Origin of the sequence: Tenacibaculum lutimaris, assembly GCF_003610735.1 — a bacterium.
GTDB lineage: Bacteria > Bacteroidota > Bacteroidia > Flavobacteriales > Flavobacteriaceae > Polaribacter > Polaribacter lutimaris.
In genome coordinates this window covers 286,304-308,494 of record NZ_RAQM01000009.1, presented here as the reverse complement: position 1 = coordinate 308,494, position 22,191 = coordinate 286,304, and the positions used below count along the sequence as shown (strand labels likewise).

Here is a 22,191-nt window from a genome sequence, read left to right as displayed (position 1 = left end):
AATGAATTTATCGAAATTAAAATATAGATTAAAACAAGCATTATTTTTTTATTGCTTACTTCTAGTTGTAGGAGTATATGCGCAACGTTATCCAGTACAAGTAACGCAAACCATTATTCCACCATATTCAACAAAATTAAGTGACTATGCAACGGCAAGCGATGTTAAGTTTCGTTTAAACCTATTGTTAACCGATGTGGTAGCTAATAACAAACAAGTACGATTAAAGCTACGTATAAAAGGAAATGGTTTTGATATTCAGTCAACAGACTTTGTTGCAGGAGCTTCGCAGGTAATTTTGAATGGAGGAGTACTACAGCAGTTTACAAATATAGATTTAGCTGCTTACTTTCAACCTAATAATTTAATAGGTATTTCACCTCAGCAGTATAATAAACCTTTGCCAGAAGGAATGTACTCCTTTTGTTGGGAAGTGTACGATGCATATACAAATCAACAATTAAATCATCCTACAGCGGGTTGTTCAAATGTTTATTTATTACTAAACGATCCACCGTTTTTAAATTTACCTTATAAAGGAGATCAAATAGTGGCGCAAGATCCGATGAATATTATTTTTCAATGGACGCCAAGACATATGAATGCTACTAATGTATCGTACGAATTTGAGTTGCGAGAGTTGTGGGATACGCAAATAAATCCGCAAGCAGCTTTTTTAGCATCGCCTAACTATTACTCAGAAACTACGTATACAACAACATTATTATACAATATAGGGAAACCTACCTTATTACCTAATAGAAGATATGGTTGGCGAGTAAAAGCCAAATCTACTACAGGAGTTAGTGAAAACTCAATTTTTAAAAATGAGGGTTATAGCGAAATTTATTACTTTACCTATACCAATGCCTGTTATCCACCAACTTTTGTATTGTCAGAAGTAGTAGCCAAAGATAGAGTTAAACTTACTTGGCAAGGACACCCAGACCATAAAAAATACCATGTACAATATAAAAGAGCAGATATACCCGATGCTGAATGGTTTGAAATATATACTTATAACACACAAGCACAAATAAGTAATTTACGAGCAGGAAAAACATATATGTTTCGAGTTGGAGGTACTTGTAATGAACTGACAGATTTTGACCAAAACTATTCATACAGTCATATGAGTCAGTTTACCATGCCTGCAAAAGACGAAATGGGGAGTAGTTATAACTGCGGAATTATTCCAGAAATACAAATTGATAATAACGATCCACTAAAAAATATAGGGATAAATGAAACCTTCACCGCAGGTGATTTTCCTGTAACGGTGAAACAAGTACAAGGAGGAAACGGAACCTTTACAGGAGTAGGGTACATTGTAGTTCCTTATTTAGGGGATACTAAAATAGCGGTAACCTTTGATGCTATAAGTATCAATACCGATTATCAATTGATAGAAGGTGTGGTAAAAACGACCTACGACCCAACTTGGGGAGATGTAGAAAGTGTAGATGCTGTGGTAGAAGATATTAGTAATTTGATTGATGAAATTGAAAATGTTGTTAGTACCCTTTTTGAAAATGGAAAAATATCAGAAGAAGAAAAAGAAGATGCTTTAACTCAATTAAACGAAGCTACAACAAACCTACAAGCAGCAGAAGAACAACAAAACCAAGCAGACGAAATAAAACAGCAAGCAGAGAAAGCTGAAAGTCCTGAAAAAGAAAAACTACAAGAAGAAGCTGAAAAACTAGAAAAAGAAAGTAAAGAAACACAACAGCAAGTTAGTAAAGCCCTTAAAGAGTTACAAGAAAAGTTTGGAGTTAAAGGAAAAGAAGGTAGTTTAGAAATAAAAACAGACGCCTTTTTTGATGGAATTATTAGCTATGGAGAAGGAAAAACTATTATTACGCATAAACGTTTAGATGGAAATGGAGAAATTTCTATTAATACAACTGACCCAAACAATAATATTCCTGATGCAAGTGATTATAATTTTACTCATAACGGAAAACAGTACAACATTATAGTAACACATTCAAATTCTACAATTGAAGCTATAAATGAAGCCAAAGAAAAAGCAGTGAGCCCAAGTACAGGAATTATTATTTATTTTCATTACGATTTAAAAAATGAAAACTTAGGTTATACCGTAAACTTTGCTCGGGATTACTTTGATAATTTACCTAATAAAGATTTTTTAGAAGTTCAACAATTGCATAAAGAGGCTTTATTAAACCTGTTAAAACAAGAACAATCATCAGAAGACATAATTAATGTAATTTATAATAATGTCTTAGAAATTAATACCCTTTTCCAAGAAGCATTAAACAAAATACAATTGCCTGAAGCTATTTGGAATCCTGATGCTGAAAATTATGCCAGTAATGAATTTCATTTTGAACCATTAGAAGCAGGTCTAATCGATGGTGCTATCGAAGAAATTAAAAGCATTCCCTTGCTTATTAGTTTAGCCGTAGATTATAGTACCAACCCAAAAACTAGGGAAAAAATAAACAAAGCTTTTTCTGATTTTGATTTTACAGAAGCCATGAAAAAATGGTATGAAAGCAGAAAAAACCTTTATACTACAGAAACAATACATAAAATTGAACACCAAACAGGAAAAGATGTTGTAGAAGTTGGAACATTAATTGGTACAGGAGGTCTTGCCACTTTGGGTAAAATTAAAAAAGGAGCAGACTTTGTTGAAGGGTTAGCAAGTGCTGTTAAAAAATTTACTCCAACAAGTGCTAATTTAACAGAGTTTTTAGCTAAAAACTTATCAAAAAAATTAGATGATATAGCAGAAGCTTGGAAAGCTTACTATCCTCAAATATTTTTTGAAAGAAAGCTTTTTGAAGATATAATGGGACATTTTAGATATAAAAAAGCAGATGGCTGGAAACATACCAGTGATATTTCTAAAAATTTTGAAGCTATTGATTTTTATAAGGTTGCTTCAGAATTAGAAGATAAAATTTTCGCCAGTGTTGTCGTTTCAATGAAAACAACAACGGTTACAGATGTCAATAAATGGCTAAAACACGCTGCTATTAAAAAGAATATAAACGAATTAAAACGAGAATTTGGTGTAGAAAAAGGTTTTACAGGAAAAGGCAAAACTATTATTTATGATAAGGCAGAAATACATATTTATTTTCCCAAAGAAAAATTTACGGATGTACTTAAAAATACTTGGGGAAAAGTTTTAAAACAAAAACACCCTGAAATAAAATTTAATTTATCATCATTAGAAGAATATATAAAATAATTATGAAACTAAATAAAATACGAAATATTGAAATAGCCAAAGAGAAATACGAATGGGTTAACGATGTTAAAATTAAAGTTGACTACAAAAAATGGGTTGAATTTATAGACAATAATCAAGATTACTTTATTTGGGATGAAAACACAAAAAGTGGAATCCATCTTAGGGAAAATATGGATAAAGTGCCTAAAAATTTTAGAGTCCCTTTAAGCAGTATAAGTAAAACTAAAGCTCATTCAAATTATAACGAAAAAGAAGAATATTATGAAACCCGAATTCTCTACCATAAAGAATTTGGAATTATTATAATTAAGTTTGAAAACAAGCCTAAAAGAAGAGATGTTGAAATTTTTATTGAAATGGCAGAATACTTAGAAGCTTATTTATTAATTGATGGCACAAAAATAATTACACGAGAAGATTTAGACAACGGAGAAATAGTGTAAAAGTTTACTATCCTCAAATATTTTTTGAAAGAAAGCTTTTTGAAGACATTATGGAGAAATATCGTTATACTAAATCAAAAGGTTGGTTTCATACAGGAGAAATTTCTTTTAATGTAAAAGGAATTGATTTTTATAAGGGAATAAAGAAAGGAAACGTAATTGATGCTTCTACTGCCGTTTCAATGAAAACTACAATACAAACCAATGTAGATACTTGGTTAAAATACCCTTCTATCCAAAAGAATATTAAATTTTTAAGAGATGGTTTAAGTAGTAAAGGTCTGTCAGACCCTAATAACAAGCTAAATATGTTTTTTGAAAAAGCTGAAATTCACATTTATATGAAAAAAGCTAATATTACTGACAATTTAAAGACTGAATGGATAAATAAATTAAAAACTGAATATCCAGATATAGACTTTGAAATAAAAACACTAGAAGATTATATTAAATAGAACAAAAATGAAATTTACAAAAGGAACACGTTTTACAATTGCTAAAGATAAAAGACCAAAAGCAAATACAAATTTAGAACCTTTAGATTATGAAAAATGGGTTGAATTTATAGATAACAACCAAGATATTTTTATTTGGAATGAATATACAAAAGAAGGCAAAGAAACCCTTAAAAATATTAATGACTTTTCTGACAGGGTAAAATATAAAATTTTATCAACATTAAATAAAGGTGTTTGTTATTCAGAATTTAATCAAAAAAAGGATAGTTATAATATAGGTGTCACTTTTTATGAAGATTTGAATTACATTAAAATTCAATTTGCACGAACTCCAAGGTTAGAAGATTTAAGAATTTTTATAGAAATGGCTGAAAATTTAGATGCATACTTATTAGTTAATGATAAAACAATAATTACACGAAAAGATTTAGAAAACGGAGAAATAGTGTAAAAGTTTATTGTTCTTAAAATATTGTTTCAAAGATTTATTTTAAATATTATAGAGACGAGTAATTTGCTAAAAAAGAATTTACATATAATTTCACTCTTACTATTTCTACTTTCACAAGGAATAGTTTTCGGGCAAGAGTTATCTACTCTTACTATTGTTATTTCAGATGTGCAGATAGATCCGAATGGAGATATATTAGTTATAGGAGAAAACGGAGAAGTAGTAGAATTACTGGGGGGTGAAGATACTGTAATTACTGATAGTAATGGACAGGTTTGGACAGTTGATGAACAAGGAAATGTTAGCAACGAAGGAACAGTAGCCGAAGGAGGTGCTAGCAACCCTGAAAACACCAATGGTGTTAATAGCAACGGTCAAGCTACTGCCATATCAGCCAAAGGGGTACTAGTTACCTTTACAAAAGCACCTAATAGTAAATATGGATTTGACACTTACGAAAGTAGCCATAATGCTACGAAAGATTTATACAAAAAATTAGGTAACAATTATTATGTTCCTTATAAAGCTGTTGCAAAAAACGATACAGAAACTATTGTAGCGAATTTAGCTATTACAGATAGCAAAATTAAACCTCAAGACATTGTTTTTAAAACAAAAGAAGGAGTAGCGATTACAAAAATAGACAGTACAGCTACTTCTTATACCTTACAATTAAAAGGTGTTTTTGATGATGCCGAAATAGAAACCCAAGCTTTAGTAAAACAAGGAACTAAGTACGAGGTTGCAGGAGCATTTATACAATATCAAGCAACTCCTAAAAACGTAAAAGTAGTAGTAGTAAATACCTCTAATACTAATGTACATACAATAAAAGAATCGTTACAAAACATATATCAACAAGCAATGGTAAACCTTACCATTACTGAAATTAACGATTTTAAAGACGATTTAGAAGCTTTAATTCCAAATGGTACTATAGAAAGTGGAGAAAGTGGTTTTGCAGCTCAGTATACCGAACAACAACGTCAAATAAATAATAAGCTAAAGCAGCATCCACAATACCAGCAAGATGCTTATTATTTGATTGTAACAGATAAAACACCTTCTTCTTCTAGCGAAAAAGGTTTAATGCCATTAGGTAGACAGTTTGGGTATGTGTATACGACCAACTGTTCAACTGCAAACTGTGCAGCATTAACTGCTGCTCACGAGTTAGGGCACGGAGCCTTCCAGTTAAAGCACCCCTTCTCTTCACAGAGTTATCAATATGCGCAAAAAGCTACCAATTGGTTACTTGATTATAAAGACGGAACAAAACTTCCTTTTGTACACTGGCAAGCCATACATAACCCTAAACTACGTATAGGGGTTTTTGATAGAGATAGTGAGGGGCAAAGTACTGTAGTTTCAAGTATTCCAAAAGAATTTGTAAATTCAGATAAAAAGACACTTACTTTTATGACTCTTAATGGTAGTTATATAACACTACCTAAAGGAGTAAAAGAACTTACGTTTAGTACTGGTTTAGATAATTTTGACAAGTTTATTGAGTATCCAGTTGGAGCATTAATAAAATTTAATATAAATGATGTTACTTTTAAGGCAGAAGTTACAAGAAGTAGCGTACTATCGGATATAGCAAAAGGAGATTTAACCTTTACATATAAAGGTTTTAAATCTCTAGGAGATGGTCATTTTTACGGAACGGAAAAAGAAGAAAAGGATTATAATAAGTTTGAAGAAGGGAAAGTAATCGCACTGATTCCTCATTATACTACAAAGTATAATGATCCTTATAATTTAAGCGGAACAATAGAATCGGGTTATCAGTTGATTAAAATTCCTAGACAGGATTTAAGTTTTTCACCTAAAACAGGAGAACAAATTACGTTTAATTTACTAGATGACTATACCAGTATTTCCAAGTTTTTTAGTGGTTATAAATCAAACCCAAAACCTTCAAAGTCGTATACTTACAAAGAGATTCCTTTTAACTCTCAATTTGAGTTACAAGCTGAATATGTGAATCCAATATTAAAAGATTTTAGTTGGACAGATAAGCATGCAATTTTAGCAAAGTATGCTGTTTTAAACAATGCACAACCAGAATTATTTAAATCGTTTTTTAAACAAAAGTATGGAGGAAAAAGCTATACAGATATTTTTAAAGAATTGAATATTGATAAGTTAAAAGAGACTTATATAGATTTAATTAACTCTTTTTCTAAAGAAAGAGATAGTTTAATTGAAGAGCTCCATAATTTATTAGCAACTGTTAAAGTAACTACACCATCTCTTGTAGCTGTAGAATCAGTTAGAATTAATGAAATTTTAAAACAGCTTACTACTGAACAAATTAAGAACTATATAAACCCTAATCAAAGAGAGACAGCTGTAGAACTTTTACTATCAGTTAATGGAGAAACACACTATGAGAAAGGAAAAGGAGTTGAGAATAAATTTGACGAACAAATATTAAAGCTTGTAAAGTTTGTTAGAGAAGGAGATAAAAAGGATGCCTTAATTACTTTAACCCAAGATGATTATAAGTTATTCTGGAAATCAATTAAGAGATTAGATGAAGATATTATTCCTGATTTTCTGAATTTATATACTGAATATGTAAATAAAAAAGAAAGTGATAGAATAAAACATAGAACAGATATTCTTACAAAATTATCTGATGCTAAAGAAGACGATTGGGGTAACAAAACAGAAAAAGTTTTTGCTAGCATTATTTCAAATTTAGATAATAGGTCACAAGATCAGGCTGACTTAGTTGCGTTTTTTGAATCAAAACCAGAAGTGTTAAAAAATGCTTTTACAGCGCTTGATAATTTTGTAAAAGTAGAAGAGTTAGCAAATTTTGTATTTACTATTTGTTCATGGAAAGTAGAATTAGGAGACACTTCAGGAATCAATGAAGAGGCTTTTATAGAATATGCAGAAGTTGATTACTTAGCAGGTACAAATTATAATGAAGTTAAGTATATAAAACCAATAAATAAATCACATAACTATATTCCATATTTCAGGGAAAGTTGGATTAAAAGCGCACAGAGAGGAGATAATTATTACTTAGATACTGAGTTTACCGATAATAAAATTAATTTAGAGTTATATAGGTATGGACACGAAATTATAAAAGATAGTTATTCTCCACTTGAATATGTATATGTACATTTTAGAGAAGATAGTTCATATAAAACTCATCAATTCAAAAAAGGAACAGGTTTAAAAGTACCCGCAATATTTATTCATTGGTTAGATGATAGTGTAGATGATGATCAGAATATGGCTGTAGCTAGAGTTGTAGGAAATATTATAGCTATAGCTGCTGCCCCAAGTACTTTTGGTGCAAGTTTAGCCCCATTTGTAGTAAATGTTGAGGTTGCAGCAAATCTTATAGATATTTATGTAACGGTAAATAGGCAAGAGTTAATAGATACTGGTTTACAAGAAGAGTTAGCATATTGGGATGCAGCATTTGCTATTTATAGCTTAAAAGATTTACCAGACGCTATTATAGGGCTAGGAAGAGCTGGTAAAGGATTTATCAATACGATAGATAACTTTGCTGGGGCAATTCAGCAAAATAGAACAATACTAAAATCTGAGAACTTAAATAATGCAGTTGATGCATTCCATGCGATTGAAAGTACGGCGAAAAAAGAAGAAGTTATTAAGGTATTAGATGAGATGCTTTATGTTTTAAAGTATAAAAACCCGCAAAAATTAGATCCTGTTTCAAAATTAATTAACTACAGAACATATTTTAAATTTAGAACAAAGTTAGCAACAGAGTTTAAAAAAGGAGCCCCTACTATTATTGATATAGAAGCTTCAGGGGTTGATTTTAAGCCATCGTTAGTATATACAAATGGAAGCTCAAAAGTAAACCTAGGAACTTTGGAGTTTAATTCAAGTAATGTATTAGTACTTTCAGACTCCAAGAGACTCTTACCATCTGGTATCACAAATACAGAAGAGCTAGCTACCATTAAAAATGTGTTAGTAGAAACTACAGCGGGTTCTAAAGGAATTAAGAACATAAGTGTTGTTAAAAACCTTGATGATGGTGAAATATATCTTAGTTTAGTTGGAGGACTTAGAGAAGACATTATAAAACTACAAGTAGATGAGTTACTGGCGTTGAGAGATATTCATAATCCTAATAAGCTTAATCACAATTGTTTTACTTGTGCTGTTAAATACCAAAATGAATTTACAAAAGGTACGAATGAAGTTATTGAAGAAATAGCCAAAAAGTACCATGCAGGTGTTGCTCCAGAAGAGATAAATAAATTGATTAATGATGTATTTGGGTTTGATAATGTAAAAACTAGCACAGCATTTAATTTTGATGATTTAATAACAAAATTAAATGGTATTCATCAAGAAAGTGTTATCCTTATAGGATCTATAAGAAAGTCTGAGATAGAAGAATTTGCTTCACACCATGCTTTTAATGCTAGGAGAATGGCAAATAGGGAATGGGAAATTATCGATATACAAAACGGAGCAAGGTATGATAAGAATACTATAAATAAATATTTTATTTCTACTGAAATATTTGAAATCTTATATAAAGACCATACATATATATCTAGAAATATTTTAAAACGAGATTTACCTAAAGAGATACATGTATGGGTAGATAACATGCCCAAAGAGTTTCTTAATACTTTAGAAGGATTACCATATACAAAATTACAGCAATTTGTAAGAGAGTTTGATAATAAAGTAGAAATATTATCAGAGTTTAATAAGGATCCACTTTTATTTAAGGTATGGGAAACCATGGAAAGAAGCCCAAATATACCTGTAAGTATTAGAACCAAAATAGCAAACTTACAAAGTGCAAAACGTGTAATATGTAAATAAATAAGTTTTGATTATGACCATAGAGAAATTAGAAATATTATTAAAAGATATCATTGAAGAAGGTAAATATATTTATAAGACATATGAGGATAAGGATTATATATATGTGTTTACTAAATTAAAGACATTAAAAGGTATAGATTATGATGATAGATATGCAATCGTAGGGGGGCTAGGACCAATATTAGTGGATAAACAAACTAAAGAGTTCAAAAGAATTCATTTTATGGATGTGCCTTCGGAATTGCATAAAAAATATTATGTTGAACCTACGATTGATAGTATTGCTAAAGGGATTATAAAAAGACAATATGTAAATAAAGGGGATATGTTAAGTTTTGTTGAAATCTATTATAAAGGAGAGAGGGATGAGTATTTTGATTATGGAAAAGTATTTTATGATTATAAGTTTGAAAAAGAATTCATCAAGGTTAATTTTAAAATAAAAGAACTAAGAGATAAGTTTATTTCCTTTTTAGAAGTTCTCAATGTAAAATGTAAGGTAGAAGATGATGGTTGGTTAGTCATAACAAGAGTCCCGGAGCAGTCTTAAAGAGGTAATATGACAATTGAAGAACTAGGAATATTATTAAAGGACATGATTCCAAAAGATGAATACATATACGATACCTATGAAGATGAAACCTACATTTATGCATTTACAAAATTAGAAAAATTAAGAGGGATAGACTTTGATGACAGGTATGGAAAAGTTGGAGGACCTGGTCCAATAAGAGTAAATAAAAAAAATAAAGAGTTTAAAAGGGTTTCTAATAGGGATGTACCTTCACATTATTATGATAAAAATCGTGTTGAACGGACTATTGATAGTATTGCTAAAGGTATTGTAAAAAGGCAGTATGTAAATTTTAATGATACGTATAATTTTTGTAAAATTAAATTTAAAGAAAAAGATGATTCAAAATTTAATTTTGGAAAAGTTCTAGAAGATTTGAAAAGAGAGACTACAGATATTATTAGTTTACAGTTTAAAGATGAAGAAGTCAGAGATAAACTTATATCTTTTCTTGAAGTTATAAATGTAGATTGTGAGTTAACAGATGATGGTTGGTTATTTATAACAAGAGTTCCAAAGCAGTCTTAAAGAGGTAATATGACAATTGAAGCGTTAGAAATATTATTAAAAGACTTTTTTATAGAAGAGGATATAATAGGAGATACTTATCAAGATGAAAAGTATTTGTATGTTATTAGAACAACGAAAGAATTACAAGAAAACGGGCATGATGATCGTGTTGTTCCCGAAAGACATGCTATTTTTCGTATTGAAAAAGAAACTAAGCAGTTTGAAGAGATACACCCTTTGTTTTTTCCGCAAAAATTGTTACCTAAAAAAGCACTCCCAACAATAGAAGGAATTAGAGAAGGAATAAAAAAAAGAAAGTTTATAAATAGATTTGATGTACTTAATGTTGTACAAATATTCTATGGAGGAATTGATGACCCTATATTTAATTTTGGCAACATATTTTTTGATCATAAATATGAAAGAGAAATCATTAGACTTCACTTTAAGAGTGATGAAATACAAGAAAGATTTGTGAAGTTTTTAAAAGATGTAAATATTAAAAGTTTTGTAAATGAAGAAGGTTATTTGATACTTGAAAGAGTTCCTGAGAAATAATAAAATGTTATTTGAATGAAAATAAGAGAATTAAAAAGAAAACTAGTTGTATTACTAACAATATTTAGTGTAGTTTTTTCTTTTGCCCAAACAGACTGTGAACTCAAATGGTCTCGCTTTACAAAAGATATTGATGTTACCACTGATATAGGGAAAGCTTTAGTAACAGCTATAGATGAGAACCCTGAAACTATTACTAGTTGGTGGGTGTTTGATACAGTTGGAGAAGATGCTTTAAGAACAAATTTAGAAGAGCTAAGTTTTGTAACAACACATCTAAAAACTAAAAACAAAACAGCGGAAGTAATTGTAGATGAGATCAAAAATGCTGGTGGGTATGTTAATTGGAAAAACTTAGTTAAGAAGGGGGCTAAAGTGTTTAAAACATTTTCTAAACCAATAGAATTTGGTGGTGACATTGTTAAAAATGCAGGAAAAAAATTGAATATTATAGGTAGAGTAAACCCCAGCGGTTCTATGGGAACAAAAAGATTATTCAACGCTTTGAAAAGGCAAGGTATTGAAGAGTCTGAAATGACAGGGTTATTTAAACCTATGCCAACAGAATGGGTAGATATGAAGGTTATTGATATGAACACAAAATATTGGAAAGAAATTAATGCTCCTCATATCGATGACGTTATTGCCAATGGTGGTGATATACGATTTATTCATGACCCTAGGTTGGTTAGGAATCAATATAATTTGGTAAATGATATGAGTGATAAGAATCCTTTTAAGGCTAAATGTATAAAGGAAGGTTTAACAAAGATTAAAACCTTTATGAGTATGGAATATGATTATTTGGTGTCTAAAGGCTATACCTTATTAGATAATGGATTAATGGTAAAAAAATAATTATGTGGGATTTAGATTATAATACTTTTTTTGAAGATTGTGATGAAGTATTTAAAGACTTTTTAGCAAAGTATGGTTTCAAAGATATAGGAGGAGACGAAGAGGAGTATGAAAAATTTTATAAGAGTGAACATTGGATACTTGAAATTAATATGCTATCTAATTTTCCTTGGATTGGTGTTTCTAGTAATTTTCTTAGTCTATCAAGAATATATACTAAGCCTAGTCTAATAGATAAATTTATTGAAAATATGTCTATTTCAAAATTTTCTCCAAACTCTTTTGAATCTAGAATTAACAAAAATGATTACAAAGGCGAAATGCTTTATATCCGTGAAAATTTAGAAACATTCTACAAACCTATTCTTACAGGAGAATTTACTTATGAAGATTACAAGAAGTTTGAAGCTTTATTGGGTGAGGATGTTTAAGATAGTTCTATTAAGTTAAAAATAAGCATAGTTTGAAAACAATAAGACATAAATGTATAAAGGAAGGTTTAACAAAGATTAAAACCTTTATAAGTATAGAAAATGATAAATATGTTTACTGATATAAAAGAGCTATCTAAAGATAAAATGTTCTTGTTATTAAATATAAAAGATTTTAATGATAAAGGGTTTGAAAATGTGTTTCAAAATTTATCTAAAAAACAAAAATTAGATTTTGAGAAATTTGAATTATCACAAGAAGCTAAAAATTACAGATGTCAAAGAAATGTAAAATGTAAGGGTATAGATTTTAGAAATTTACCTGAACATTTTGATAATCATATTCTTAATGATCTTGTATTGTGTTATAGAGATAATTTAATTTGGTTATCTGTAAGTGAGTTGTTTACTCATGAACAGCTAAGGCAGGTTTTCGATAAAGACATTGAACTTCAATATAAAGAAGAAGAATCTCGAAAAGCTGCAATGACGGAAGAAGAAAAAGCAAAAGAAGCTGCTATTTGGAAGAAAATTAGAGAAGATTCTGAACCTAAATTTTATGGTAATATGGGTGAACCAGAAACTCCAGAAGAATTTAAAAGAAAATACGGTTATGATCCTCGTGGAGCTGAATATAATAAAGAAGAATAGATTAAGTTGATTTTCTTGTGGTGAATTATTATATAAAATAACAGCTATATAAATGATATTTCTGATTATGGTAAATAATATGACAGAATTATGAAAATTATTAAACACCTTATTATTGAGTTAATTCAAATACAGTAATTATTAATTATGGTTGATAAGAACATAAAAATTGGAGATTTTAAGGAGTTATTAAATGAATTAAAATATATAAACCTTAATAGTGATGAAAACTATATTAATTCACTAAATAGCTTGTTGTTATCTGTAATGCAATTTGATTCTAGAAAGGATTTATTCGAGATGGTAGTAGAAGAATTAGAATTGGTAAGAAAAAAGGGATTAGAAGAATATTTGAAGAAAAGACCTGATTTGAATAAACAATCTTATATTGATAAAACCTTTATTGATAGAGTGATTTATTGGTCGGGAAGATTACATCAACAAATGCGCTGGCAAGTAGAGAGTGGTCTAGATCCTTATTCTATTTATACTCCAGAGTGGTATCAATCGACAAAGAAATTTGAAACTAATTTTGATAAGATTATGGATGAAGTATTTTCTAAATATTGGGGTACTGGTGCAGATTGGAGTAAAGAAGAATATTTGAAAAGAATAAAAAATGAGAATAATTAGGTTGTCTATATAGCAACTCTAAAAAATGTAGATCTACTTTGTAGGTTAAGGAATTGTATAAGGGACAGAATTATGATGTTCAAAAAAAACACACAAGAGGAAATATCAAAACTTTCTTCTGATGAGCTGAGATTGTATATGGATTCATTCAGGTTATTTAATGAGAAAAAAAAAGATGAAGAGTGGAAGAAAATGTCACGGGAAGAAAAAAAGAAGTCAATTCTTGGTGACTATGAATTTATAATCAACCAAAGAGGTATTGAGGGAATTACTTTAGAAGAACAAATTGAGTTTGCATTAAATAGCGAACCGTCTGAAAACACTAATTATGTAACTCCTTTAGTTGAGCACTATCATGCAATTAAAGAAAATGAAAAGTTTACTTTTTTCTGGGAAACCAAATCTCCTTTTTCTCAATGGCATAAATCAAAATTTACGGCATCTACTTGTCTAATAGAAGGGGCATGTATGAATAAAAATAAACGAGAATATGTACTCCAAGATAAGTTTCCTTACCCTGATCAAGAATATTCTTCAGCTGAACAGTTTATGATGTATCATAAAGCAATCATTTTTTTAGATGTTGATTCAGCCAAAAAAATAATGAAGACAAACAATGTTCGAAAAATTAAAGAATTAGGACGAAATGTTTCTGAGTTTAATGAAGAAGTATGGAAATATTATAGAAGTAAAGTTGTTTATGAAGGAAATAAGGCAAAATTTACACAAGATGAAGAATTAAAAAATAAATTATTGTCTACAGCAGGTACAACCATTGTAGAAGCATCTCCCAATGATAAGATATGGGGCATTGGATTAGCAGAAAACGATATAAGAGCACAAAAAAGAGAAACTTGGCAAGGGAAAAACTTATTAGGGGAGATCTTAACTAAAATTAGAGTTGATATAGCAGGAAGTTATTAATGAATTGTGTAGCCAGTCTAATTATAGGAGGAGTGAACTGATTGGAGTAAAGAGAACATTTGAATAGAAGAAAAAGAAGTATTGAAAAGGGGGAAACAGTACATATTAGTAAGCTTACTATGTTTAGTAAGTAGCATAAGTTTAGCGCAAAATTTAGATATAGAGTCCATTACAAAATCTACCAAGGTTAAAGTAAGCGGGAATGTTAATGCCAATATGGTGTATTACAATGCAAATACCCGTAATGCACGTATTCCGTTTACGTATTTTTTACAAGGAACTGTGAATGTAAGTTGGTTAAGTTTTAACATCCCTTTTACCTATAGTTTTTCTAATCAGGGAGATAACTTTGACTATCAATTACCTTTTAAATTTAACAGGTTGAGCTTACACCCAAAATACAAATGGGTACAAGCGCATATAGGAGATGTTACCATGAATTTTTCTCCTTATACCTTAAACGGGCATCAATTTACAGGTGGGGGTATTGAATTAACTCCTAACAAGCCAATAAAGTTTAGTGCCATGTATGGACGTTTATTAAAAGCAACAGAAGATGACGGAAATCCGCAAACTTTACCAGCTTTTGAGCGCACAGGATATGGAGCAAGAGTAGCTTGGGAAAAACCAAATTATAAGTTAGGACTAATAGGTTTTTATGCAAAGGATGCAGAAAACTCTATTGCAGCAATACCAGAAGAAAGAAATATCAAGCCCAAAGAAAATTTAGTGATAAGTCTTACGGGAGAAACCACTATTGCAAAAAAATACACCATAAGAGCAGAATACGCATCAACTGCCATTACACAAGATTTAAGAGCAGATAAAAGTAGTAATACCTCTAACAATTTAGCAGGTTTTTTATTTAACAATCGTACATCAACCGAGTATTACAATGCGATTAAAGCAGATTTAGATGTAAAATTAGGACAAATGAAAGTAGGTTTGGGCTATGAACGTATTGATCCTAATTATGAAACCTTAGGTGCCTATTATTTTAATAATGATTTTGAGAATATCACATTAAATATGGCTCGATTATTATTTAAAAATAAGTTGAACTTATCGTTTAATATAGGATACCAAAGAGATAATTTAAACAATCAAAAAGCACAATCTACAGGAAGAAATATAGGGAGCGTTAATGCAACGTATCAAATGACAGATGCGATTACTTTATCAGGGATGTATTCTAATTTCACCACGTTTACGAACAAAAGTTTAAATCAGTTTGATGATATTAACGACAATGATTTAACAGATGAAGAACAAGAAGCATTAAATTTTAAGCAACTGTCACAGAATGCCAATGTAAACTTGAATTGGATGTTGGCTAAAAAGAAAAATATTACACAGAATCTTAATTTAAACTATTCTTTAGCATCTTCAGCAAATAAAGAAAATGGGATAATACGTATAGGACAAGCTAATAATTTTCATAATGGGAATGCTGTTTATACCATTGGTTTTCCTGAAAAAGCGCTAACAATTTCACCTTCACTTAACTATAACTATAGCGATATTGGTAGAGATGATAGCAAAGCATACGGCACCTCGTTAAATATAAATAAACTGTTTTTTAAAAACATATTAAATACCACTCTAGGAGCTTCGTATAATAATAATGTAAACAAAGAAATTACAAGTAATGTTTTAAATTTTAGGGCAAGTGCTTCTACAACTATTGCACAAAACCATAATTTAAATTTAAATGCAATACAGTTATTCAGAGAAGCCACACAGCAAGAAAAACTAAGTGAATTAACTGTAACTTTTGGTTATAGTTATAGCTTTGGCTTGAAAAAACCGAAATTCAGATTTGAAAAAAGAGAAAGAAACAAAAAAGTAAAAGAATTTTCATTCTCGTATAAAGAGCATACTTTTAGTGGAGAACACTCTAAAATTACCTCAGAGATTAAGCAGTTAGTAGATAATCCTGTTTTTGCAAGTATAAAAAATATAGAAAAAGTAAGAAACGATTTAAGTTTGTTAGAAAAAGATGTTGTAAATAATGAAAATGTAAGTAATAAACATTATAAGAAGGCAGCAGTAAATTATTTAGACTATTTATATAAACACAAAGATTTTATAGATACGTATCATAAGTTAGCGTTTAAAAGTTTAAAGAAGCTTTACGATCAAGCAGTCTTACTAGATGAAGAAGTAAAAGCTAGTTATAATCGTTTACTACACTTGATGAAGCAAGAAGTGAAAAGTGGAAACTTTATATCTAAAAGTGATAAAAAAGATTTAAAGACTAGAAAAATAAAAATGGAGGCACATCAATGGATGCAGTCAGAACTGCAAAAGTTAACATATCAGGATGTTGTGACTAATAATGGAATCCTCAATGAGTTTAAAAATAATCATATATCAACCATTTTTAAAATGATAGAAGAAAAGAAAACAGAACAGGAAATTGAAAACTTTTTAGCTTTAGAATTTGCTAAATTCTATCATAAAAAAGCTTTAGGAATACATAGAAAGTAAGAATAAAAAGGATGAAAGAAATTATATTATGTGCGTAAAATTTTCTCCATTTTACGTCCTTTAGCTAATTCATCAACAAGTTTATCTAAATAACGGACTTGTTTAGTTAGTGGAGTTTCTATTTCTTCAATCCTATAGCCACAAATAACACCAGTAATTAAATTAGCATTAGAATTTAGAGTAGCTTCTTCAAAGAAAGTTTTAAAAGTAACGTTTCGATCAATCAATTCGTTTATTTTTTCATCATTAAAACCAGTTAACCATTCAATTACTTGGTGTAATTCCTTTTTTGTTCTATCCTTTTTCCCAATTTTAGTAACATAGTGAGGATAAACAGAAGAGAAAGTCATTTTAGCTATTTTTTCGTCGTGTTTTGGTGTTGTTTTCATATTTTAAGTTAATGAGAAACTACTTTGAGTCCTATGATTGACATAATTAAGGTACTAATAAAAATGAGTCGCCAAAACGTGGCAGGTTCTTTAAAAACTAAAATTCCTACAAGTACCGTTCCAACAGCGCCTATACCTGTCCAAACAGCATAAGCAGTTCCAATAGGTAGCTCTTGCGTAACTTTTATAAGGAGCAACATACTTATTGATAAACAAACTAAAAACCCAATATACCAATACGTAGCTTCTACTCCTGTAGTTTCTTTCGCCTTTCCTAGGCAAGCGGCAAATGCGACTTCAAAAAGTCCTGCAATAATTAATAAAATCCAATTCATTTTTGTTAAGAAAAAACAATAAATTTATTACTGACGAAACCAAAGTAATTAATTATTAAATACAAATTAAGGTCTGTTAAGTGTTTGTTTATGAGTTTAATAAGATATCTTTATTTTGTGTTTTAAAAAGATTAACAGAATAGAGCTTTAGTCTTAATTTACTTTTTTAAAGAAAGTAGCAGATACAGTTTCAGTATTTCCAACATTGTCAGAAACTACAATTTTAAAAAGATGCTTGCTTCCTTCTAATTTTTTATCACTAAAATCATAGGTTAAAATTCCTTTTTTGTGATTTAATTCCATTAAAATCCACTGACCATTAATAGTAGCGCGGTAGTTTTTTATACCAGTTTCGTCATCTTTAATTTTAACTTTTAGGGTCTTGTTTTTAGAAATCCACTGATTATTGCTAAAATTATATAGTTGAATGGTTGGTTTTTTGGTATCAAAACGTAAAGCATAGCTTCCCAAAACCTTAGTAGTGGTATAAACCTTGTCTATTTTTTTCTTTGTAGCGGTATATCTAGGATATTTAGGATTGGTAACATTAGCAATGTATACATGTTGTTTTTGATCTTCGGATAAAAAAGATGTTTCAAAAGTAAGTGTATATCGTTTGTCTAATGGAATTGTAGGTTCATGAATTTTTGCTGTACCGTTTTCTACCTTGAAGTCGATGAAACAATCAGTGTAAAATGTGTTTTTAGGAAAGGCTACAGTAACATTTTTTTGATGAAATTTATTGAACTCAGTAGCAGTAATTTTGTAATTAGTAGTGTCTTTTTCCTTAAAAACTAAATTACTTTTTACTCCCTGTACCGGAATCCTAATTTTAGAGGTGTTATCCTCAAAATCTTTGGCAATAATTTCAATATTATAATTCGCTCCATTTTCAATATGAATTTTACCATTATTTATAAGGTCTTCATATAGGCTAAGTCTATTGGCCGCTACTTTATGAGTTTTTTGAAGACGATTTTTATATTTTTTATAATGTTTATAATCAATTAGTAAATTAATATATTTACTTTCTGCAAACGAAAAGGTTTCTACGTCATGGTAGTATACTCTTTTACCATTAACTTTCATTTCTAGGCTGTATATACCATTTTTATTGTAGGCTCCATTTAAACGATCAAAAACACTAATACCAAAACCAATGGTACCGCTCGCTATAATTTTTTCTGCAACGTAATTACCATTACTATTGTTTTTAAAAGAAACAATAGACTCTAAAGAAGAATTATTAATTCGAGCATCATCACTTAATGGATAAGCCATTAATTTTTGAATGGTAGGAGGAGTGTCGTCATGTGCTGTTAATCCAAAATGCATAGGATTAATAATGTTTTCTGTTTCTGTGTCTCTAATTTCGTAGTGCAAATGTGGGCCTCCAGAACTACCAGTATCACCAGTATATCCTATGAGTTGTCCTTTTTTAACAGGAAATTTATCAGAAGAAAGAAAAAGATTCCCAGTGTTATAATCTTCTTTTTTGTACTGAATGCCTTTTACATATTTTTGAATTTTTGGTTCAAAATACTTTAAATGAGCGTATACAGTAGTATAGCCATTAGGGTGGGTAATGTATAGCGCTTTTCCAAAACCATATTGTTGCACTTTAATACGAGAAACATAACCATCAGCAGGGGCATAAATAGGAATACCTTCTTTACCTTGTGTTTTAATGTCAATACCCGAATGAAAGTGATTGCTACGTAATTCACCAAACGTTCCTGATAGCACTACAGGGATTTTTAAAGGGTTAGAAAAATAGTTTTTAGGGTACGGTGCCTGTGCATTAACAGTTGTAATAAATAAGAATAAAATAAGTGAAAAATAAAGCTTCAATGTACAATAGTTTTCAAACAAAAATAGTAAAATAATACTAAGTTGTTAAAGGGTTAATAAACAGTGTTTTGGTAAAAAACACTAAAAGAGTTGCTAATTATAAGTTATATTAATAACTTTGTGATTATAGTTTTATTCTCTACAAATAAATGAGTAACCCTTTAGAAGCAATTCATTTACTGGAAGATAAGTTGAAGAACTTACTTTCTAACTATGAATTTTTAAAAGAAGAAAATCAAGTATTACTTCAGAATAACGCGGAGTTACAAGTTTTATTACAAGAAAAAGAGAAGCAATTAGAAAAACAGCAAAAAGAATATGCTTTGTTAAAAGTTGCCAAAACTATTGAAGGCAGTAACGAAAGTACAAGAGAAACAAAACTCAAAATAAATACTTTAGTTCGAGAGATAGATAAATGTATTTCTCTTTTGAACACATAAAAGGTTCTTTACATGGCAAAAATAAAAGTTAATGTAGTCATTGCAGGAAGAACGTATCCGTTGAGTGTTAATGATACCAATGAAGAAGAAGGGATGCGAAAAGCGGCAAAAAACATTAATGAATTAATAGCTAAGTTTGAACAAAATTATGCGGTAGCAGATAAACAAGATGTATTGGCAATGTGTGCATTGCAATTTGCATCAAAAGCCGAAATAGTATCGTTAAAAAATACTAAAGAAAATACCGAAGTATTGGAAAAAATAAATGAATTGACTAAATTGCTAGAAAATCATTTATAATACGTTCTTTAAAATATAATATTTAAACATACTGCCTACATTAGTACATCGTTTGTTAAACTCAACGTTATTCAATTATAAAGGATGAGTCATGGTTAGTAAAGCATGCCGATTTTACCTCGGATCCTTGATCAGCCAGTTAATCCTAAACTTGTTTTTTGGAGTTTATGATAACCCTATTAATGTAGGCTTTTTTTATATAATCAAATCACAATTATGGAGGGAATATTATTTCCTGTTTTAGCAGGAATTATAGGTATAGCAATAGGTTTTTTTATTGCTAAGATGTTAGAGAAATCTAACGCGAATAAATTAATACAAGAAACAAAAAAAGAGGCAAATAGCATTTTAAAAGAAGCTAAAGTTGAAGCCGAAGCAATAAAGAAAGATAAGATTTTACAAGCTAAAGAAAAGTTTATAGAATTAAAATCTGAACATGAAAAAGTAATCTTATCAAGAGAGAAAAAAGTTTCTGATGTAGAAAAGAGAATAAGAGATAAAGAGAGTCAAGTATCTTCAGAGTTAGATAAAACCAAAAAACTTAATAAGCAATTAGAAAAGAAAGAAGCTGATTTTGACTATAAAATTGAATTCTTAGAGAAAAAAGAATCTGAAGTTGAAAAAATGCACAAGCGTCATGTAGAAATGCTTGAGCAAATTTCAGGATTATCAGCAGATGAGGCTAAAACTGAACTAGTAGCTTCCTTAAAAGATGAAGCAAAAGCAGATGCGATGTCTTTTATTCAAGATACAGTTGAAGAAGCTAAAATGACGGCGCAACAAGAAGCTCGTAAAGTAGTATTAAACACGATTCAACGAGTAGGAGTGGAGCAAGCAGTAGAAAATTGTGTATCGGTATTTAACTTAGAGTCTGATGATGTAAAAGGAAGAATTATTGGTCGTGAAGGACGTAATATTCGTGCATTAGAAGCAGCTACAGGTGTTGAAATTATTGTTGATGATACTCCAGAAGCAATCATTTTATCTTGTTTTGACCCTGTTCGTAGAGAAATTGCTCGTTTATCAATGCATAAATTAGTAACTGATGGAAGAATTCACCCTGCTAGAATTGAAGAGGTTGTTAAAAAGACCGAAAAGCAAATTACTCAAGAGATTATTGAGGTAGGTAAGCGTACTGTAATTGATTTAGGAATTCACGGTTTACACCCTGAATTAATAAAAACAGTTGGACGTATGAAGTATCGTTCTTCTTACGGTCAAAATTTATTACAACACTCGCGTGAAGTAGCTAATTTATGTGGTATTATGGCTGCAGAAATGGGCTTAAATGCTAAAGCAGCTAAACGAGCAGGATTGTTACATGATATAGGTAAGGTACCAGAAACAGAAAGTGAATTACCACACGCATTATTAGGAATGCAATGGGCTGAAAAGTATGGTGAAAAACCTGATGTATGTAACGCTATTGGAGCGCACCACGATGAAATTGAAATGAAGAGTATGTTGTCTCCAATTGTTCAGGTGTGTGATGCTATTTCTGGTGCAAGACCAGGAGCTCGTCGTCAAGTGTTAGATTCGTACATCCAACGTTTAAAGGATTTAGAAGATATTGCTTTTGGGTTTAACGGAGTACAAAAAGCGTATGCTATTCAAGCGGGACGAGAGTTAAGAGTTATGGTTGAAAGTGCTAAAGTAAACGATACTAAAGCAGCTGAATTATCATTTAATATTTCTCAAAAAATTCAAAATGATATGACATATCCAGGTCAAGTAAAAGTTACCGTAATTCGTGAAACAAGAGCGGTTAATGTAGCTAAATAATTACAAAGTATAAATAGAAAAAAATCCCTCATCAAA

General features: G+C 30.1%; 20 protein-coding genes and 1 other RNA gene. 18 read left to right on the top strand and 3 right to left on the bottom strand.

The features are described from left to right. The first annotated feature begins 1 nt into the window (after window position 1). From C8N26_RS09770 to C8N26_RS09705, 14 genes are all read left to right on the top strand, one after another. Window positions 2–3,226: a hypothetical protein gene (locus C8N26_RS09770; RefSeq protein WP_120187121.1), complete on the top strand. Its 3,225-nt coding sequence runs from the start codon at window positions 2–4 to the stop codon at window positions 3,224–3,226. 2 nt (window positions 3,227–3,228) lie between these two features. Further along, window positions 3,229–3,672, top strand: coding sequence for a hypothetical protein (locus tag C8N26_RS09765; RefSeq protein WP_120187120.1), 444 nt, complete (start codon window positions 3,229–3,231; stop codon window positions 3,670–3,672). 50 nt (window positions 3,673–3,722) lie between these two features. Further along, on the top strand, window positions 3,723–4,127 hold the full coding sequence (locus tag C8N26_RS09760; protein ID WP_120187119.1) for a hypothetical protein: 405 nt from the start codon (window positions 3,723–3,725) through the stop codon (window positions 4,125–4,127). 7 nt (window positions 4,128–4,134) lie between these two features. Beyond that, on the top strand, window positions 4,135–4,581 hold the full coding sequence (locus tag C8N26_RS09755) for a hypothetical protein (protein WP_120187118.1): 447 nt from the start codon (window positions 4,135–4,137) through the stop codon (window positions 4,579–4,581). Between the two features lie 21 nt (window positions 4,582–4,602). After that, complete coding sequence (locus C8N26_RS09750; RefSeq protein ID WP_147418498.1) at window positions 4,603–9,426, top strand: hypothetical protein; 4,824 nt, start codon at window positions 4,603–4,605, stop codon at window positions 9,424–9,426. Window positions 9,427–9,439: 13 nt separating this feature from the next. Continuing rightward, window positions 9,440–9,979, top strand: coding sequence for a hypothetical protein (locus tag C8N26_RS09745; RefSeq protein ID WP_120187116.1), 540 nt, complete (start codon window positions 9,440–9,442; stop codon window positions 9,977–9,979). 9 nt (window positions 9,980–9,988) lie between these two features. Continuing rightward, complete coding sequence (locus C8N26_RS09740) at window positions 9,989–10,531, top strand: hypothetical protein (protein WP_120187115.1); 543 nt, start codon at window positions 9,989–9,991, stop codon at window positions 10,529–10,531. Between the two features lie 9 nt (window positions 10,532–10,540). Continuing rightward, window positions 10,541–11,071 carry a hypothetical protein gene (locus C8N26_RS09735; protein ID WP_120187114.1) on the top strand — a complete coding sequence of 177 codons (531 nt, stop codon included), beginning with the start codon at window positions 10,541–10,543 and terminating at the stop codon, window positions 11,069–11,071. A 15-nt stretch (window positions 11,072–11,086) separates the two neighbouring features. After that, entirely contained in the window at window positions 11,087–11,929 is an 843-nt protein-coding gene (locus C8N26_RS09730) for a hypothetical protein (protein WP_120187113.1), read from the top strand. A gap of 2 nt (window positions 11,930–11,931) precedes the next feature. Next, window positions 11,932–12,360 carry a hypothetical protein gene (locus C8N26_RS09725; RefSeq protein ID WP_120187112.1) on the top strand — a complete coding sequence of 143 codons (429 nt, stop codon included), beginning with the start codon at window positions 11,932–11,934 and terminating at the stop codon, window positions 12,358–12,360. Window positions 12,361–12,462: 102 nt separating this feature from the next. Further along, window positions 12,463–13,011 carry a hypothetical protein gene (locus C8N26_RS09720; protein ID WP_170141644.1) on the top strand — a complete coding sequence of 183 codons (549 nt, stop codon included), beginning with the start codon at window positions 12,463–12,465 and terminating at the stop codon, window positions 13,009–13,011. A gap of 147 nt (window positions 13,012–13,158) precedes the next feature. Then, window positions 13,159–13,644, top strand: coding sequence for a hypothetical protein (locus C8N26_RS09715; protein ID WP_120187110.1), 486 nt, complete (start codon window positions 13,159–13,161; stop codon window positions 13,642–13,644). 72 nt (window positions 13,645–13,716) lie between these two features. After that, on the top strand, window positions 13,717–14,568 hold the full coding sequence (locus C8N26_RS09710; protein ID WP_211327800.1) for an NADAR family protein: 852 nt from the start codon (window positions 13,717–13,719) through the stop codon (window positions 14,566–14,568). Between the two features lie 81 nt (window positions 14,569–14,649). After that, window positions 14,650–17,058, top strand: a complete 2,409-nt coding sequence (locus tag C8N26_RS09705) for a hypothetical protein (protein ID WP_120187109.1) — start codon at window positions 14,650–14,652, stop codon at window positions 17,056–17,058. Window positions 17,059–17,084: 26 nt separating this feature from the next. Here the strand turns inward: C8N26_RS09705 and C8N26_RS09700 are convergent, their stop codons facing one another. From C8N26_RS09700 to C8N26_RS09690, 3 genes are all read right to left on the bottom strand, one after another. Next, window positions 17,085–17,447 carry a DUF2200 domain-containing protein gene (locus tag C8N26_RS09700; RefSeq protein WP_120187108.1) on the bottom strand — a complete coding sequence of 121 codons (363 nt, stop codon included), beginning with the start codon at window positions 17,445–17,447 and terminating at the stop codon, window positions 17,085–17,087. Window positions 17,448–17,455: 8 nt separating this feature from the next. Next, entirely contained in the window at window positions 17,456–17,782 is a 327-nt protein-coding gene (locus tag C8N26_RS09695; RefSeq protein WP_028890927.1) for a DMT family transporter, read from the bottom strand. 153 nt (window positions 17,783–17,935) lie between these two features. Continuing rightward, window positions 17,936–19,633: a M23 family metallopeptidase gene (locus C8N26_RS09690; RefSeq protein WP_120187107.1), complete on the bottom strand. Its 1,698-nt coding sequence runs from the start codon at window positions 19,631–19,633 to the stop codon at window positions 17,936–17,938. Between the two features lie 149 nt (window positions 19,634–19,782). On the opposite strand from C8N26_RS09690, the gene C8N26_RS09685 reads away from it, so the two are divergent. The 4 genes from C8N26_RS09685 (at window position 19,783) to rny (ending at window position 22,155) form a co-directional block, all read left to right on the top strand. After that, complete coding sequence (locus C8N26_RS09685) at window positions 19,783–20,073, top strand: hypothetical protein (RefSeq protein WP_028890929.1); 291 nt, start codon at window positions 19,783–19,785, stop codon at window positions 20,071–20,073. A 12-nt stretch (window positions 20,074–20,085) separates the two neighbouring features. Then, window positions 20,086–20,373 (top strand): cell division protein ZapA, encoded by a 288-nt coding sequence (locus C8N26_RS09680; RefSeq protein WP_028890930.1) that lies wholly within the window; start codon window positions 20,086–20,088, stop codon window positions 20,371–20,373. Window positions 20,374–20,432: 59 nt separating this feature from the next. Then, window positions 20,433–20,540: non-coding RNA, 6S RNA (ssrS, locus tag C8N26_RS09675), on the top strand. Between the two features lie 49 nt (window positions 20,541–20,589). Further along, entirely contained in the window at window positions 20,590–22,155 is a 1,566-nt protein-coding gene (rny, locus tag C8N26_RS09670) for a ribonuclease Y (protein ID WP_028890931.1), read from the top strand. Window positions 22,156–22,191 lie beyond the last annotated feature (36 nt).